The 17,083-nt window shown below is 36.4% G+C and carries 24 protein-coding genes; 20 read left to right on the forward strand and 4 right to left on the reverse strand.

Annotated features, from left to right (window positions below):
- Positions 1 to 144: 144 nt before the first annotated feature.
- Positions 145 to 270 (reverse strand): protein YhfH, encoded by a 126-nt coding sequence (gene yhfH, locus KI375_RS22120; RefSeq protein ID WP_212975578.1) that lies wholly within the window; start codon positions 268 to 270, stop codon positions 145 to 147.
- Between the two features lie 167 nt (positions 271 to 437).
- Between yhfH and KI375_RS22125 the strand changes: the two genes are divergently transcribed.
- The 3 genes from KI375_RS22125 (at position 438) to KI375_RS22135 (ending at position 3,600) form a co-directional block, all read left to right on the forward strand.
- Positions 438 to 1,172, forward strand: coding sequence for an MBL fold metallo-hydrolase (locus KI375_RS22125; protein WP_212975579.1), 735 nt, complete (start codon positions 438 to 440; stop codon positions 1,170 to 1,172).
- Between the two features lie 15 nt (positions 1,173 to 1,187).
- Positions 1,188 to 2,177, forward strand: coding sequence for a lipoate--protein ligase (lplA, locus tag KI375_RS22130; protein ID WP_212975580.1), 990 nt, complete (start codon positions 1,188 to 1,190; stop codon positions 2,175 to 2,177).
- Positions 2,178 to 2,337: 160 nt separating this feature from the next.
- Complete coding sequence (locus KI375_RS22135) at positions 2,338 to 3,600, forward strand: M48 family metallopeptidase (RefSeq protein WP_212975581.1); 1,263 nt, start codon at positions 2,338 to 2,340, stop codon at positions 3,598 to 3,600.
- Positions 3,601 to 3,715: 115 nt separating this feature from the next.
- Here the strand turns inward: KI375_RS22135 and KI375_RS22140 are convergent, their stop codons facing one another.
- Positions 3,716 to 3,943 (reverse strand): IDEAL domain-containing protein, encoded by a 228-nt coding sequence (locus KI375_RS22140; RefSeq protein WP_207450862.1) that lies wholly within the window; start codon positions 3,941 to 3,943, stop codon positions 3,716 to 3,718.
- A gap of 177 nt (positions 3,944 to 4,120) precedes the next feature.
- On the opposite strand from KI375_RS22140, the gene KI375_RS22145 reads away from it, so the two are divergent.
- Complete coding sequence (locus KI375_RS22145) at positions 4,121 to 4,345, forward strand: competence protein ComK (protein ID WP_212975582.1); 225 nt, start codon at positions 4,121 to 4,123, stop codon at positions 4,343 to 4,345.
- On the opposite strand, the gene KI375_RS22150 is transcribed toward KI375_RS22145, so the two are convergent.
- Positions 4,338 to 5,798 carry a recombinase family protein gene (locus tag KI375_RS22150; protein ID WP_212975583.1) on the reverse strand — a complete coding sequence of 487 codons (1,461 nt, stop codon included), beginning with the start codon at positions 5,796 to 5,798 and terminating at the stop codon, positions 4,338 to 4,340. The genes KI375_RS22145 and KI375_RS22150 overlap by 8 nt on opposite strands.
- Positions 5,799 to 5,866: 68 nt before the next feature.
- Positions 5,867 to 6,580, reverse strand: a complete 714-nt coding sequence (locus KI375_RS22155; protein ID WP_244852954.1) for a LexA family protein — start codon at positions 6,578 to 6,580, stop codon at positions 5,867 to 5,869.
- A 189-nt stretch (positions 6,581 to 6,769) separates the two neighbouring features.
- On the opposite strand from KI375_RS22155, the gene KI375_RS22160 reads away from it, so the two are divergent.
- The 16 genes from KI375_RS22160 (at position 6,770) to KI375_RS22235 (ending at position 17,065) form a co-directional block, all read left to right on the forward strand.
- On the forward strand, positions 6,770 to 6,994 hold the full coding sequence (locus tag KI375_RS22160; RefSeq protein WP_244852956.1) for a helix-turn-helix domain-containing protein: 225 nt from the start codon (positions 6,770 to 6,772) through the stop codon (positions 6,992 to 6,994).
- Between the two features lie 159 nt (positions 6,995 to 7,153).
- A complete protein-coding gene (locus tag KI375_RS22165; RefSeq protein WP_244852959.1) occupies positions 7,154 to 8,080 on the forward strand; it encodes a phosphoadenosine phosphosulfate reductase domain-containing protein in 927 nt (308 codons plus the stop codon).
- A 95-nt stretch (positions 8,081 to 8,175) separates the two neighbouring features.
- Positions 8,176 to 8,391 carry a hypothetical protein gene (locus KI375_RS22170; protein WP_212975584.1) on the forward strand — a complete coding sequence of 72 codons (216 nt, stop codon included), beginning with the start codon at positions 8,176 to 8,178 and terminating at the stop codon, positions 8,389 to 8,391.
- A gap of 131 nt (positions 8,392 to 8,522) precedes the next feature.
- Positions 8,523 to 8,690 carry a YqaI family protein gene (locus KI375_RS22175; RefSeq protein WP_212975585.1) on the forward strand — a complete coding sequence of 56 codons (168 nt, stop codon included), beginning with the start codon at positions 8,523 to 8,525 and terminating at the stop codon, positions 8,688 to 8,690.
- A 73-nt stretch (positions 8,691 to 8,763) separates the two neighbouring features.
- Complete coding sequence (locus KI375_RS22180) at positions 8,764 to 8,976, forward strand: hypothetical protein (protein ID WP_212975586.1); 213 nt, start codon at positions 8,764 to 8,766, stop codon at positions 8,974 to 8,976.
- Entirely contained in the window at positions 8,977 to 9,843 is an 867-nt protein-coding gene (locus KI375_RS22185; RefSeq protein ID WP_212975587.1) for a Gabija anti-defense Gad2 family protein, read from the forward strand.
- A 20-nt stretch (positions 9,844 to 9,863) separates the two neighbouring features.
- Positions 9,864 to 10,340 carry a siphovirus Gp157 family protein gene (locus KI375_RS22190; RefSeq protein WP_212975588.1) on the forward strand — a complete coding sequence of 159 codons (477 nt, stop codon included), beginning with the start codon at positions 9,864 to 9,866 and terminating at the stop codon, positions 10,338 to 10,340.
- Between the two features lie 11 nt (positions 10,341 to 10,351).
- Positions 10,352 to 11,290 (forward strand): AAA family ATPase, encoded by a 939-nt coding sequence (locus tag KI375_RS22195; RefSeq protein WP_212975589.1) that lies wholly within the window; start codon positions 10,352 to 10,354, stop codon positions 11,288 to 11,290.
- 8 nt (positions 11,291 to 11,298) lie between these two features.
- The gene (locus KI375_RS22200; RefSeq protein ID WP_212975672.1) at positions 11,299 to 11,730 is read left to right on the forward strand and encodes a DUF669 domain-containing protein; all 432 of its coding nucleotides are present in this window, start codon (positions 11,299 to 11,301) and stop codon (positions 11,728 to 11,730) included.
- A gap of 65 nt (positions 11,731 to 11,795) precedes the next feature.
- Positions 11,796 to 14,165, forward strand: a complete 2,370-nt coding sequence (locus KI375_RS22205) for a phage/plasmid primase, P4 family (RefSeq protein ID WP_212975590.1) — start codon at positions 11,796 to 11,798, stop codon at positions 14,163 to 14,165.
- 263 nt (positions 14,166 to 14,428) lie between these two features.
- Entirely contained in the window at positions 14,429 to 14,857 is a 429-nt protein-coding gene (locus KI375_RS22210) for a hypothetical protein (RefSeq protein ID WP_212975591.1), read from the forward strand.
- 4 nt (positions 14,858 to 14,861) lie between these two features.
- Positions 14,862 to 15,392: an ERCC4 domain-containing protein gene (locus KI375_RS22215; protein ID WP_212975592.1), complete on the forward strand. Its 531-nt coding sequence runs from the start codon at positions 14,862 to 14,864 to the stop codon at positions 15,390 to 15,392.
- A gap of 14 nt (positions 15,393 to 15,406) precedes the next feature.
- Entirely contained in the window at positions 15,407 to 15,547 is a 141-nt protein-coding gene (locus KI375_RS22220; RefSeq protein ID WP_212975593.1) for a hypothetical protein, read from the forward strand.
- Entirely contained in the window at positions 15,547 to 16,116 is a 570-nt protein-coding gene (locus tag KI375_RS22225) for a 2-methylcitrate dehydratase (protein WP_212975594.1), read from the forward strand. Before KI375_RS22220 ends, KI375_RS22225 begins: the two co-directional genes overlap by 1 nt.
- Positions 16,117 to 16,464, forward strand: coding sequence for a DUF3310 domain-containing protein (locus KI375_RS22230; protein ID WP_212975595.1), 348 nt, complete (start codon positions 16,117 to 16,119; stop codon positions 16,462 to 16,464).
- Entirely contained in the window at positions 16,445 to 17,065 is a 621-nt protein-coding gene (locus KI375_RS22235) for a coiled-coil domain-containing protein (protein WP_212975596.1), read from the forward strand. Before KI375_RS22230 ends, KI375_RS22235 begins: the two co-directional genes overlap by 20 nt.
- Positions 17,066 to 17,083: the final 18 nt, after the last annotated feature.

The raw sequence follows: 17,083 nt of genomic DNA on the forward strand, positions 1-17,083 counted from the left end.
GGGTTGTGTTATTTTTTTACTTGTCATAAATTAATAATACACGAGAGCAGACCCTTTGTGGTCTGTTTTTTTTGTGCACAAAAAAACTGTTGCACGATCAGTTACCTGATTGTGCAACAGCTCCTTTTATCTTGCTATATATGATTAGATTGAGTTACATTGGTCGCACAGATTCCCATAACACTCATGTTGTTCATCAATCTTTTCACCGCATTGTGAACATTTTTTAGGGGGTAACTCTTTGAAAAATTCTACGATGCTAGCAATCATTATTCCAATCTTCCTTTCTATTTTTTTGTTATGATACTGTATTTATTTAGTTAAATTGTATTATAACAGAATGAGAGTGTCAATAAAAACCTTTAAAACATGAAAAAAACATGAGAATAAAGTATAGTTAATTTGATGGGCAAGCTATGTAATAAGGAGTGTGAGACATGAAGTTAACGGTGATTGGCCATTGGGGAGGCTATCCAAAAGTGGGAGAAGCCAGCTCTGGATACTTATTAGAACATAATGGTTTCAAGCTTTTAGTTGACTGTGGAAGTGCTGTATTATCACAGTTGCAATATTATTTAAAACCAACAGATTTAGATGCGGTTATTGTTTCGCATTACCATCCCGACCATGTTGCTGATATTGGCGTGTTCCAACATGCTTTATTAATTGGCAAATACACGGATGGATTTTCTGGAAATATACCGATTTACGGGCATCAAGAAGATCAAGCTGGATTTACAGCGTTAACGTATAAAAGTATAACAACGGGTGTAGCCTATATGGGCGATGAACCTCTACATATTGGTCCATTCCAGATTGAGTTTATCAAGACGATTCATCCGGTACCTTGTTATGCGATGCGCATAAAAGCTGGATCGAAAACGTTGATCTATACGGCAGATACAGCGTACTTTCCCGAATTAGTAGATTTCTCGCAAGATGGAGATTTATTATTATGTGAATCGAATTATTACAAGGATATGAAGAAATCAGCTTTCAATCATATGACAAGTGATCAGGCAGGGCAATTAGCTCAATTGGCGAATGTAAAGCAATTGGTACTTACACATTTACCACATTTCGGTGATTATGAGCAATTAATGTCTGAAGCAAAAGAAAAATATTCAGGGGATACAATTCTAGCTTCATCAGGATTAATCTTAACAATCTAATTAGGAGGTTTTCATATGCTATTTATTGATAATCAAGGGATTACAGATCCACGGGTAAACTTAGCGATTGAAGAATATGCATTAAAGCATTTAGATATTAACCAAGATTATTTATTGTTTTATGTTAACGAGCCATCCATTATCATCGGAAAAAATCAGAATACTATTGAGGAGATTAATACCGATTATGTAGAGAAAAATGGTATTCATGTTGTTCGCCGTTTATCTGGAGGTGGAGCGGTTTATCATGATTTGGGCAATTTAAACTTTAGCTTTATTAGAAAAGATGAAGGGGACAGCTTTCTAAATTTTAAAAAGTTCACAGAGCCTGTTGTAAAAGCATTGAATAAATTAGGAGTACAAGCCGAGATGAAAGGCAGAAATGATCTGGTTGTGGGAGAACGAAAAATTTCAGGGAATGCCCAATTCTCGACTCGCGGAAGAATGTTTAGTCATGGCACGTTAATGTTTGACTCGGAAATTGAAAATGTCGTGTCAGCCCTTAAGGTAAGAAAAGATAAAATTGAATCAAAAGGGATTAAATCGATTCGCAGTAGGGTTGCCAATATTTCAGAGTTTATGGGTGAAAAGATATCGACCAAAGAATTTAGAGAAATATTACTGCGCTATATTTTTGAAGATATTTCCCCTATACCGGAATATAAATTGACTGAACAAGATTGGGAAATCATCCACCAAATCTCAAAAGAGCGATACCAAAACTGGGATTGGAATTATGGAAAATCACCAAAATTTAATTTGCAATTCTCGCATCGTTTTCCTGTGGGACTTATTGAGTTTCGCTTAAATGTGCAAAAAGGCCAAATTACAGACTGTAAAATTTTTGGGGACTTCTTTGGTGTTGGGGATGTAGAAGAGGTTGAAAAAGCCTTAACGAATATTCGCTATGAACGTTCTGAAATTGCCCGCACATTAGAGCATTTGGACATCCCACATTATTTTGGTAATGTCGCTAAGGAAGAAATTATTGAGTTAATTTATTAATTCGTTTTTGTATAAAGAAGGACTCCAAAACTCAATTTGGGAGTCCTTCTTTTTGATATTCCAAACCTTCCTAATCTCCGGTTAAAATTAAATAGATGGACTAGTTCTAAATGAAGAAAAAAATTCTACATATAATAAGAGATGGACAAGGGGGGAGATTATGATTCGGAAATGGGCTTTTCGCGCCATTGTGTTGTATCTTTTATTCGGAATAGCAATATATGCTTATTTGTTTTTCCTTGCGAATACCACGATTCCAGAAGCGTTGCTTGGAACAGCGGTTGATCCAGCGACTTTTCTAAATGATCGAGAATTAATGCTAAGTGAAGATTATTCAAGAATTCGCAATTTACTTTTCTTCTTAGCAACGCCTTATGAATGGTTGTTTTATTTCCTAATTTTGATTTTTGGAGTATCTGCTGCATTTGAGAAATGGGCAAACCATACATCTAAGTTCTATGTCATTCGATCAGCCATTTATTTATTTTGGTTATCTCTCGCTTCTTTTATTGTTATGTTCCCTTTAAGTTATCTATCCTTTAGTATATCGAAATCGTATCAGATATCTACACAGACTTTTTCAAGTTGGATGAAGGATAAGTTAATTGATTTTTGGGTAAGTTATGGAACGACGTTCGTGGTGATTACCGTTTTGTATTTTTTAATAAAAAAGTTTCCAAAACGCTGGTGGCTTGCAGCTTGGGGACTGATGATTCCCTTCACCATATTTATGATGTTCGTTCAGCCGGTTGTGATCGACCCGCTATATAATGATTTCTATCCTTTAGAGGATAAAAAACTTGAAGCAAAAATTCTGGATATGGCTGATCAAGCAAATATTCCAGCTGAACATGTTTATGAAGTCGATATGTCCACGAAAACAAACTCGTTAAATGCCTATGTGACTGGAATAGGTTCCAATTCCCGGATTGTGCTCTGGGATACCACACTTGAACGGTTGAGCGATGAAGAGATTTTGTTTATTATGGCGCATGAGATGGGGCACTACGTTGAGAAGCATATTTACATTGGGATGGCCGGTTATATCGTCTTATCATTTGTAGGACTCTGGCTAACAGCTAAATTAATGGAGCACTGGTTAGCAAGACGTGGAAAAGCTTGGAAAGTAGAGAAGATGAGCAACCTAAGTTCATTGCCTGTTTTCCTTTTGATAACATCTGTTCTATTGTTTGCTGCCAGTCCACTAACGAACATGGTTTCTCGATATCAGGAATCGAGAGCGGACACATATGCGGTTGAAATGACCCAAGATAAAGCGGCAGGGATCGAATCGTTTCAAAGTCTAACAAAAGCAGGACTTAGTCAGGTCAATCCTCCATTGTTAGTGAAACTATTCCGGTATGGACACCCAACAATGCTGGAACGAATAAAAAAGATTGAGGAATATGACATTAATCATTGAGGAATATTTCGATTTTGCAGGTAGAAGAATCAACTTTTTTCTTCTACCTGTTTTTGGATTTGAAATCATGCTATACAAGGGATAAAGCAAAATAAAAATCCCCTTTTCAGGGGACTTAATAGCCAATAAGATCTTTTAATTCTTTTGATAATTTGTTAAAAGTATTTCGATCATTTTGATCAAGTGCATGGTCAATAGCTGCGCGAAGTTCCCGTTCTTTTCTTTGCTGTAGAAGGTCATTTAAAATAAATTCAACATACCATTGCATTTCTTGAGTATCATTTTTGTTTTGTGTCATTGTATATTCTTTTAGCAGCTCTTGGTAAGATTTTCTTTTTTCCATTGCTGATCACCTCTGACACTTTTTTTAATTATAACGAATAAACGAGAAAAAATCAATTGAATAATTGGAATTTTCTTATGGGTTTTTATTCACGGTACTTTTGGATTATTTTGACATTATTTAGTTTATGATTTATACTTATATGTGAGTTTAGAACTATATAAAGGAGTTGTATGAATGAGTAAAGAACTAATTGAGGAATACTTAATTAATCCATTTACCCTAATGATCCGCCGGATCGTAAAAGAAGGCAAAAGCATAACGGAAATCATTGAATTTGAAGAGATTTATTATTCGGCGGAGTCGCCACTTAGCATTGTCAAAAGAAATTGTGGCTACTATGGTTGCGATTACGAAGGTTCAAAGGATATGGTAGTACTAAATGAGGGAATACCTATTTAAATTCAATACTGGTAACGTATATCTTTCTTCCTTTTTGTTCGTAATGCACTTCATTAATGATGTCGTTAATCAAGTATTTTTTCTCCATTGCTTCAAGTGAGTCCCAGTTTTCCTTAACGTTCTTCAAAATATCCTGAATCTCTCCAAATCCGATTTGTTTTTTAGGCTCCTCAACCATATGTTCTTCGATAATGAGTTTTATTTCTTCTTCCTCTTTTTTAGCTTCATTCATTCTTTCTTTAAAATCTTCATATGACATTGCTTCGTCTGACCATGCGTATTGCCATTTTTTCTTTCTTCTTTCTATTTTCTCAAGTTCATTTTGTAAGCTATCAAGATCCACTTCTGGGATTTGTAGTTTATTTAATTCCTTTTCAGCAATTGTTGATACTGAAGATAAAACGTCTATAAAATCAACTTTGCCAATAAAATCTAAAAAGGCTTCTTCTATCCTTAATTCAGTAATGTTTTTCATTCCAGTACAAGTACCATTCTTTTTTCTTAAACATCTGTAATTTTTATAGGTTACTTGTATTCCGTTTGCAAGGGTGTAAAATGTTTTAAAACCCGTCAATGTTCGTCCACAATTAGCACATTTTAACTTACCAGAAAATATATAATCTCCTGCAATTCTCCAAGGTTCTGTATATCGTCTTTCTTCTCTTACTTTTTGAGCTTGATCATATTTTTCTTTTGATACAATTGGGTCGTGTGTGTTTTCAATAATTTCGTCATTCCACAAAAACGAACCGATATAAATAGGATTTTTGATAACTTTCATAAGCGAACTGTCTTGCCAAGGGTTTCCGTCTCTTGTTGTATACCCTTGTTCATTCAGAAATTTACATAGCCTATTACCGCCCATACCTTTTATATACAAATCGAACATTAACCTTACAATCTTTGCTTCGTCCTCTTTAATGATTAATTTACTTATTTTCTTGTCGAGATTATAGCCATATGGACGAAAGTTTAAAGGGTATTTGCCTTGTCTCGCTTTTTCAGTATAGCCCATACTAATTCTCTCGCCCATATTTTCTCTTTCCCATTGGGCCAGTGCCGCAACTATGGTAATGAACATTCTTCCCATAGCGGTGGTAGTATCGTATACTTCTGTAGCAGATTTAAATTTACAATCGTACTTTTCAAAAATCTCTAACATTCTATAAAGGTCCAAAACAGATCGAGTGAGTCGATCTAAACGGTATACTAAGACACAATCGACATCACCATCCTCTATGTCCTGCAACATCTCCTGCAGTTTCGGACGATTCATATCTTTGGCAGATATTCCCTCGTCTGGATAAATGCCTGCTACTTCCCATCCTTGTGAAACACAAAAAGCCATCAATTTTTTCTTTTGGGCTGAAATCGAGTAACCTTCTTTTGCTTGTTCTTCAGTGGATACTCTAATGTATATTGCAACTTTTTTTAAATCTAATGTTTTATCCATTATTAGCACTCCTCCTATTGAAAAAGGGCAGCTATTAAACTGCCCTAATTAATAACCTGGCCAGATTATTAATACATTTTTACTGCTTGTATAATTCTACCTTCTATAACTAAATCAATTTTAGTTAAATCAAAGGTTTGAGGCTGGTGTTCTGGATTACTGCTGAGTGGGATAAGTGTAATAATGTTTTCAGATCGAGAAATCTTTTTTACTGTTGCTTCATTCCCATTTATACGAACAGCAGCTATCTGACCGTTTTCTACCTCACATGTTTTTTCTACCAATACGAAAGAGCCGTCATTAAATTCAAGATTCATACTGTCCCCATTAATTTTTAAATAAAAATATTTCTTATAGGGGCTTAAAAAAGAAGTTAGCGTGGGCATATAACCCTCTATGTTTTGTTCTGCTAATAACGGTAAACCGGCAGCAATAGAACCAACTACTGGAATGTAAGAAATGTTTTCTTGCCTATTGTCAATCTCTTCATATGTAGTTGTATTTCCATAGGAGCTTTGAGCTTCTCTTACAACTAAGCTGTTTGGTCTGGAGGTTGTGTAGAAACTTGGATCAATATCATATTTGTGTACCCCTAAAGCCTCAGCAAGTTTTTCAACATTACCAGGATTGATTAAAGTTTTACAATTTAGGTAATCAGAAAGAGTACTTTTAGATATTCCAGAAACTTCACTTAGTCTAATTTGAGATGAAATCCCTTTTTCTTGCATTATCCTTTTTATATTATCTGCAATTTCTCTTTTTAGTGGTAAATCTCTGTCCATTTTGTCACCTCTATTCTTATTTGTTAATTTAATTATATCCGAAAAAATACGGATTGTAAATAATTATTCCGAATAAATTCGAATTAATATTATCAAAATAAAAAAACTTAAAATCCGAGAAAAACCGGTTGACAATCCGAATAAATTCGGATAATCTATAACCAATCACAAATTTTGGAGGTGAAGAGGATGAAAATCACGCTTAAAGCCGCCCGTGTAAATGCTGGTTTAAAATTAGTTGAAGCGGCGGAGTTATTTGGAATAAATAAAGATACGCTTTCCAAATATGAAAAGGACTCAACGAATGTTCCTAGATCTTTTTTTATAAAGATCGAACAGTTTTATAGAATTCCAGTTGAAAATATTTTTTTTGGTCCTCAATCCGAGTTTTTTCGGAAATCAAAAACGGCGTAAAGGAGGATGACTCTAAAAACGATAGAAAGTGAGTGGTTTACTTATGCAACCAGATAATGTTCCCGAACATATTAAAGAAAAAATCCTGCTGTTCTTTCTTGAAACAAGCGTACCAAGGATTCTAGCAAAGAGGGATAAGGAAAAGGAGGTGCAACCTAAATGAGTCAAAGAATGCCTGAAGTAGTCAATATATTGTCAATATCAGGCGGGAAGGACAGCACAGCGCTATGGTTATATGCTCTTGAAAAACACATTGAAAATCTTACTCCTATTTTTGCGGATACAGGCCATGAGCATCCTAAAACATACGAATATATAGATTATCTCCAAGAAGAGTTAGGAGAAATCACAATTGTTAAACCCGATTTTTCAGAACGAATAGAAAATAAACGCAATTATGTTCAAACGAAATGGCGTGAAGAGGGGATATCTGAAAAGATCATCCGGGATGCTTTGGAAGTTTTACACCCAACTGGAATCCCAATGCTAGATTTAGCAATTTGGAAAGGGAGATTCCCATCCACTCGAGCGAGATTTTGCACTCAAGAATTAAAAGTAATGCCGATTATGGAACAAATATATATGCCGTTGTTTGAACAGGGTGAACATGTCGTAAGCTGGCAAGGAGTAAGAGCACAAGAGAGTATTACAAGGGCTAAATTGCCGGAACGAGAAGAAACACCAGAAGGATTTGAAATTTATAGACCATTAATAAGATGGACAGCTGACGATGTGTTTGCAATGCATGATAAACACGGAATAAAACCTAATCCACTTTATAAAGAGGGCATGAGTAGAGTAGGTTGTATGCCCTGCATAAATTCAGGCAAAGCAGAAATTTTTGAGATAGCAAGACGTTATCCAGAAGAAATTGAGCGAGTAGCCGAATGGGAAAAGATCGTTGCTAAAGCATCGAAACGAGGAGGAGCAAGCTTTTTTCCACACGATGATATTGCAGGAAAAGGAATCTTTGAATATGTGGAATGGTCAAAAACTAGTTTTGGCGGCAGACAATATGATCTCGAAAAGTTGATTGGTTTTGAAGATGTTCCAGTTTGCTCTAGTCAATATGGATTGTGCGAATGATTTTGAACAACCACAGCCTTAACCGGCTCTCTTTTTTAACCTTGTTGCGGAAAATGTTGGTAAATATGTGGAATATTTCTAGGAGGTGATACATAGTGACGACTGCAAAAACTGGCATGTATGGGATGTGGAGTAAGAAATCCCAACGATTCATCTTTGGAATCCAAGAACCTAGTAAAACCAAAGCCAAAAAAGCTTTACAAAAAGAAATTGGAAATTTTAGCTATTATTTCTTTTGGCCGAAGGAAATTAAAGAAGGACACGAGCAATTTCTTCGTAAGGGCTTGGGGGCAAAATTAAAAAATAAATAAAGGAAGGTAAAAAGCAAATGATCACAGCTGGTACATGGTGCAAATTAAGCGCTGATGAAAAGCACATGTTTTTAAAGATACAAAGAACTAAATCGTTTCTGACTTGGAAAATTCGAAAGGAGGGGAAATAAATGCCACAAGTAAAACATGTGGAGGATCATCCAATAGAGGATGTTTTTGGATCGGAAATTCTCCCTGGGGACACTTATTGGGTTTTCAATGGAGTGATTGTCAATGATCTTAACTTAAGGGTTTATCTTTTGGAAAGACAGCAAGTTGAATGTTTCCAAGTAATGTAAAAAGGCCACTCTGCAAAGTGACCTATACAAAAACTAATCAAAGCCATTGTATCACACAGCGGGAGGTAAGGGAATGAACGATCTATCCATTTCAGAATTGATCGATAAGGGCGCAACTATAGAACTACGCTTCCATGGCGAAAGAAGTTTACGTGATGCCTATAAAAAAATTGCTCCATTTAGAAACCTTGGAAATATAAGAAAAGGTTCTTACAACAATATTCAATGGTTAAGAGTTGTTTCAAAGAAAATTGAAGTAACTGTATTTTACGAAGGAGGAAAATAGATGAAAGCAAAAACAATTAAATCTATTTTAAGAAAAAAACATAATAATTTCGTTGTATCAATCAAAGATGAAGAGGTTCGTAAATTAGTAGAAAAGAATTCAATTATCACTGGCGGCTCCATTGTATCCATGCTTTTAAATGAGCCAGTAAACGATTTTGATTACTATTTTACCGATAAAGAAACAGTTTTAAAAGTAGCAGATTATTATGTTAGAGAGTTTAACAGAGAGAAAGATTTTGATGCCAAAATTAGAGAAAAGAATGGCAGGGTGGAAATCTTCATAGAAAGTTCAGGAGTTGCCGGAGATCCAGAAGGTCACGAAACTGATGAATGTGAAAACTTAGATTTACCTGAAAGTGATGAGATGGAAAAGGAACAAGAAATCGAGAACTATAAGCCTGTCTTCCTTTCCACAAATGCTATCAGCCTTTTGGGGAAAGTTCAGTTAGTGATGAGGTTTTATGGGGATGCAGCTGAAATTCATTCAAATTATGACTTTGTCCATGCAACTTGCTATTGGAGATCAGAAGACGGCCATTTATCGCTCCCACGAGAAGCACTAGAAGCTATTATCACTAAGGAACTGGTTTATTCAGGTTCAAAATATCCACTTGCGAGCATAATACGTGCAAGAAAATTTATCAATCGTGGATGGCAAATAAATGCGGGGCAGTATTTAAAAATGGCCCTCCAACTTAATCAAATGGATCTGTTGGATGTGGATGTTTTAGAGGAGCAATTGACCGGTGTTGACTCAGCTTATTTCCACCAAGTCATTAGCTACGTTAGGAATAAACAGGAAGAGAATCCTGAATTCAAACTTGATAATGCATATTTATTTGAAGTTATTAACCGAATATTTTAATCAAAGGGGAGCGTGTAAACATGAATCTATACGAATTAAGCAATTCATATCAACAAATCCAATCCATGATCGAGGATGGGCAAGAGGGGCTTGAGGATACTCTAGAATCCATAAACGATGCCATTGAAGAAAAAGCTGTTGGGTATGCCAAGGTTATCCGTAATCTTGAGGGACAGGCTAATACAATCATGGAGGAAGAAAAGCGTCTTGCCGATCGTCGGAAACATCTAGAAAGAAATATCAAGAGATTAAAAGATTTCTTGGAAGCATCCATGATTAACAATAATCTAAGGAAAATTAAAACTGAATTGTTTTCCTTCAACATCCAAAAACATCCACCTGGATTGGAGGTTTTAGATGATAAACAAATACCAGAAGATTTTCTCATCCCACAGGATCCAAAGCTAGATAGGAAAACAATTATACAAGAGTTAAGGTCTGGCAAGGAAATTCCAGGTGTGCAAATTAAGCAAGGGGAGAGTTTAAGGATTAGATAAGGGGTGATTAGGTGTTTACTCCCAAAAAAGCGAGAAGAGAAAAACAAAAAGCAATCATCGGCTTTATCGGTCCGTCTGGTTCCGGTAAGACCGTATCGGCGTTAAGAACAGCTTATGGAATGATGAATGAAGCCTATCCAGATGCAAGTGAAGAAGAATTGTGGGCGAAAATTGGTCTTGCAGATACTGAACATAGTCGATCTTTATTGTACTGGAATGAGCAATTTGACGATATGCGAATAGGTGATTTTGTCCACATTGACTTCGATGCACCATATACAACAGAGCGTTATAACGGTGCTGTGAAATCTTTAAAAGCAGCAGGTTGTGAAGTGATCGTGATTGACTCTCTTTCCCATAATTGGCAAGGGGAGGGAGGAATCATTGAAACGCATAGCCATATGTCGGGCAACAGTTTTCAAAACTGGGGAAAACTTTCATCTGAAACTACCGATCTTATAAAAACTTTAACTAGAAATGATGTCCATATTCTTTGTACATTGCGGACAAAAACAGAGTATGCCCTTGAAGAAAATGAAAAAGGGAAGATGGCCCCAAAAAAGATTGGTACCAAGCCAGTCCAGAAAGACGAGCTTGAATATGAATTCATGATAAATTTCATTGTCAATATGGATCATACTGCTGAAACATCCAAGGATAATACCCGGCTGTTTGAAGGACAAGTTTTCCAGATAACTGAGGATGCAGGTAGAAAGCTGTATAAATGGCTTGAGCTTGGTGTTGATGTAAAGGCAGAAGAGGCAGCAAGAAAAGCCAAGGAAGAGGATAGACGTATTTCTATTGTCCACACAATTCAATCGATGATGGATGATTCTGACGAAGTAAAAGCGGAAGTGGAAAAACTCGAATTTAAAGCAAATAAGAAAGTCGAAAATTTCAATATCAAACTACTAGAAAGGGCTCTTGAAGTCCTACAAGGAGGAAAATAATTATGTCTATTTTTAAAGTTGATCACACTAAAGGTGAAGCATTTGAACCAATTAAACCAGGTGAGTATGAGGTAACAGTTGTAAATTATGAATTGAAGAAAGCAGAATCAGGGAATAACCGCATTATTGTGGATTATGAAATTCGTTCTGACGTGGAGCAACCATGCCAAGGTCAAAAGATTCTATACGATAACTTTACTGTCACTGATAATGCAATGTGGAGATTTCACCAAGCTTCAAGGGCGGCAAAGTTCCCAGATGGCGTTGAATTTGATTCATTCAAAGAATGGGCTGATACATTTTTAAATAAGCACATTCGCTTGTCTGTAGGTGAAAGAGAATATAACGGAAAAAAATATCCAGAAGTAAAGGCATTTAAGGAGTCAGAAGTTGATGCTCCAGCGCCAGTTGTGATAGATGACTCAGACATACCATTTTAACATATCAAAACACATCTAAAGTGAGGGGGAGGTAATCCCTCCCTCGTTTGTAGGGAGGGCAGCAATTGGATAAGAAAAATTATAATTTTAACGACATACCAAACGATTTAAAGCGACTTGCCCAATGGATCGTGTGGAAGACCGAAAAAAGAAAAGATAAGTTTACAAAAGTCCCTTATCAAGTCAACGGTGAGGAAGCACAGTCTAATAACCGCCGAACGTGGTCTACTTTTCCAACGGCAGTAAAAGCCTATCAAATAGGTGATTATGACGGGATTGGCTTTGTTTTCTCCAGGCAAGATCCATATATAGGGATTGATATTGATAAATGTGTAGCAGATGGGGTCCCTAATAATTTTGCATCTGAAATTATCGACATGATGGACAGTTACACGGAATTTTCCCCGAGTGGAAATGGCGTCCACATCATTGTCGAGGGGAAGTTGCCTGATTATGTTGCCGGCACAGGAAAAAAGAATACAGAGCTAGATTTAGAAGTATATCGTTTCGGAAGATACTTTACTTTCACCGGTCATCGAGAAAACGAAAATGGAATATATGAGCGTAATGATGAATTAGAAGAGTTATTTAACAAATATTTAGGTGAGAGAATAACCGATAGTTCTCCATCTCACTCTGATTCAAAGGAAATTGATCTTTCTAATGATGAGCTGTGGGAGAAGATGTTTAATAGCGCTAGTGGAGCATCCATTAGATCCCTATATGATGGAAACTTAATCAATAACGACCATTCAGCTACCGACATGGCTCTTTGTAATCACTTAGCTTTCTGGACTGGTAAAAGCGCTAATAAGATGGACAGCATGTTTCGCGAAACATCCCTCATGCGTGATAAATGGGATAAGGTCCACCACTCAAGCGGTGAAACATATGGAGAGCGAACCATTTCAATGGCGATCGCTGGGACGGCTGAATCAATTACAGATGGATCGGGGCAATCTGATTATTCCGTTACCATTAAGAATTCCAATGATGATGATTTTAAAAATGAAAAGAAATTTAGATTATCAGAGCTTGGGAATGCAGAACGTTTAGTATATCACCATGGTAAGAATTTAAAATATTGCAACGAGTATGAATGGTTAATTTGGAATGGGAAGTATTGGGAGCATGATAGCAATAGAGAAATCGAATCTTTAGCAGCGAAAACATTCAGAACACTTTATGAAAGTGAAGATGAGCCACTGCAAAAATGGGCGAAGAGATGTGAAAGCCGCTCAGTTAGAATGAACAGTATTTTAGATGCTAGACCAATGGTATCGGTCAAGAAAACCGATTTTGATTCTCATAAATATTTGTTTAACTGTGGAAACGGAGTAATCGACCTAAAAACAGGAGAGCTTCTCCCACATGATAGAGACTACCTCTTTACCAAAACATCAAATGTTCATTATGACAAGAACGCTGATTGCCCAAACTGGAAGATTTTTTTAGAAAGCATTTTCAAAAATGACGATGGAACAACTAATCATGAAATTATCAAATTTCTTCAAAAAGCTGTTGGTTATACGTTGACCGGGGATATTTCGGAGCAGGTCATGTTTTTCTTATATGGTACTGGTAGAAACGGAAAATCAACGTTTATTAACACGATCCAGACACTACTAGGCGCCTACGGAAGGCAAACCAACAGTGATACTTTTATCAAGAAGAAGAACGATAACGCGGTTAACAATGATATCGCACGATTAGACGGAGCACGCTTTGTTAGCGCTGTGGAAAGTGAAGAAGGGCAACAGTTGTCGGAGTCGTTGGTGAAACAAATCACTGGTGGAGAAAAGATTTCCGCTCGTTTCCTTAGACAAGAATTTTTCGAATTTACACCAGAATTTAAAGTGTTTTTTACCACTAACCACATTCCGATTATCAAAAATAATGATGAAGGGATATGGAGAAGAATTCGATTAGTCCCTTTTACTGTGACGATCCCTAAAGAAAAAGTTGATAAGGACCTTCCGAATAAACTTGAAAAAGAAATGCCTGGGATTTTTCGTTGGGCGGTTGAAGGGTGCTTGAAGTGGAAGCAGGAGGGGTTAGGAGAGCCGTCTTCTGTACGCAGGGCAACGGATAGTTACCGACAGGATATGGATATCTTAGGGCCATTTATGAACGAACATTGCATTATAAACCCAATGGCTAGGATTGAAGCGAAAATATTATTCGAAGAATATAAAAAATGGTGTTTTGAAAATGATGAAGGTTTTCCACTGAAAAATAGAGCTTTTTACAGAGCGATAGAAACCAGAGGATTCAAAAAATTCAACGGAGCAAAGAACAGAGTGTTTTTTAGTGGGATCGGATTATCAAGACTAAAAAATGAATCTTGGGTTAACGAAGGGGTTAACGAACAAGAAGAAAATGAGAAGTTTATTAACCAAAATAATGTAACTGAAATCAACAGAAAGAAGCTTTAACCCTAGTAGTATCAACGGTTACACTCTTGTTAACTATTTTAATTATTATTTATGGGTTAATGAGGGTTAACTAATTTACCTGTTCCATTTTATAAGAAAATAAAAATAAAAATATATATATACTCTATGGCGCTGGTAATGTAAAAACCATTAACCTTCATTAACCCGAAGCCTGAAACCCTTGTTGTATCAGCGTTTAAGTGGGTTAATAAACCGAAAATACTTATTAACCCTTCGATAACCCTAAGAAGGGATTTGAGATAATGCACCCAAAACAGATATGTAGTGACGTTCAAACAATGGGATCTCGTTTGGTTTTGGATGGAGACGATTTATACATTGAACATCCAGAGAATGTTTACCCTGAAATGGAGGATGTAATTAAATCTTATAAGTTGCGGATCATTAATTACCTAAAAGGGGACTACTCCAAACAAGAACATGCCGTTGTTCAAACGATCGAGAAAATAATTGGTTTTTACAGAGGGCATGAGCAGGATATTAATTCAAAAATCAATGCCTGGTTAAATCGGGATGATAAATCTACAAGAAAAGTTATGACTCTGTTTATCATCCTTTCTCGCAATGGATGGACAGGCGATGATCCAATTGACCAATACAGGGATGATACGACAGATGAACTTTCGTTGGAAATTTTTAATAAAGCAATGGCTTATTTCAAAGGAGGATGAGGCATTGAATGCGATCCATTATAGATTTACGGATAAAGAATTAAAAGAAGTAATAGATAGCCTTGTAATCATTGTGGATACAAGGGAGCAAAAGAATACCCATGTACTGGAGTATTTCCGTAAAAGAGAAATACCGTTTAAATTTCAAGCAATGAAAACCGGTGATTATTCTGCAATGATTCCAAAAAACGAAGAATTGGGAATCACACGAGATTTATATTTAACAGCAGCTGTCGAACGGAAAAATGGTGTAGATGAATTAGTAGGCTCCATTAAGGATCGTACACGCTTTGAAAACGAACTAATCCGATCAGCAAAGATACCATTTGTAATGGTTGTGGAAGATCTGGAAGGCTACCAGAAAATATTGAACGGTAATTACCGAAGTAAGTACGATCCAAAGGCGCTACTTGGAAGTTTGAAAACATTTGAAGCGAGATATAATTTTTCAACTGTTTTTATTTCTCCAAATACAACTGGGAATTACGTATATCACACACTTTTATATCATGCACGTGAATTTCTAAAACCATAAAAGAGGTGGTCTTGATGTTAGATCGCATAGATCGGGAACAATTGATTTTGCAAATTGCACTTAACACAAAAATCACAGAAGAAGCCCTGTTGAAAATGGACGATAAAAGAATCATTGATTTATACAAAGTAAAAGTACTAAAGGAGGAACAATAATGTCATTCGTAAATTTCAAAGCAGAAGTTAAAAAGGTAAATCTAAAAGCTGACGGGAAGAAGGAAGTCGTTCTTGAGGTGAGTGATCATACCCTCAACGAAAAGTTAAACATGCTTGCAGAAATGATAGATAGCAAGGTGGCGGTAGAACTAGATTCAATGGTGGTTAATTATAATGTCACATTAAATGCTCAAACGAATGAGCCTATTACAGAATATACAGTCGATCAAAGTGGTGTTGTTGAAGAGGTAAAACCGTCTCAAGAGCAACTTGAATTAGATACTGGTTTACCGCCTGAAAAAATTGAAACGAAGGAGCAAAAGGAAAAAGTTGATCGGGAGCAGATTGATAATTTTATCTTAGAAGGACTCGCTCCTAGTTACGATGATCTTCCGTATGACTTTGCGAATGTCGTGAAGAGACGCTTAGAAGGTGAATCATACCGGAAACTTGCAAGTGAGTTAGAAATTTCTTCTGGCAAGATTGTTGAGATTGTGGACGAGTATAGAAAGCGTGTTGCTCCATTGGCTCAAAAATGGGCTGAATGGAAAGAGAGCGAGGGAAAATAAATGCTCGGAAATAAATGGACTTGTGAAAAATGCAGTCGAGTATATGTATCAGCGGATTGGCCCGAAGAAAATTGTGATACTTGTGGAGAATACAGCTGGGCAGCAGATAACGATAAACCAAAAGACAACGTTAACCACCCAAGTCACTATACTGCGGGTCAAATTGAAGTAATCGATTATATCAAGGATAAGCTTACACCAGGAAAATACATTGGATACTGCACAGGAAATGTGCTCAAGTACGTATCTCGATACGATCATAAAAATGGCGTAGAGGATCTGGAAAAGGCTGCCGTTTATCTCAAGTGGGCGATCGAGGTGCTGAAAGATGAGCCAGACCACAATTAAAGATGGCATGCTCTATCCAATACTTACAAAAGATCGGTACAAACAGTGTATACAGCAAGGATGGGGGAAGCGCCGTATTTGTTCTAAATATGGATTAACGAAAGAAGAATTAACCCAGTTGGAAAAGGAGATTTTTTTGAAGGAGGAAGGGTGTAAAATGGCTACAAAAACAGCAGTAAAAAAGGTTAATACATTTGAAAAAGAATACCATGAAGCGATTAAACAGATCGAGCAGCTTGAAGAGAAGAATAAACGTTTGCACCTTGCGACTGATAATTTTAATAAAGAGATTACAGAACTGGAAGAAAAGCTAACAGGTGCTGTAGAAAAGAATAAGGACCAAGAAAAGACAATAAATAGCATTAGTAACGATAATACAGAAATGTTGTTGAAATTGGATTCCGAATACAAGAGAAACCAAACTATTAAAAGTTCCATGGATAGTTTAAAAAATGAAAATCTAAAACTAAAAAATGGAATCCTGAAGAAAGATTATGAAATCACAAACGTTAACCATGAGCACGCAAAGCTAGTGGATGAATTGGACGAACTCGTCAAGGAAAATAACGCTCTTAAAGCGCTGGTGAAGCTATGGTCGTGAAATGCTTTCAATGCGGAA

Source organism: Bacillus sp. J14TS2 (assembly GCF_018333015.1).
In the GTDB taxonomy this organism is placed as follows: domain Bacteria; phylum Bacillota; class Bacilli; order Bacillales; family Bacillaceae_C; genus Lederbergia.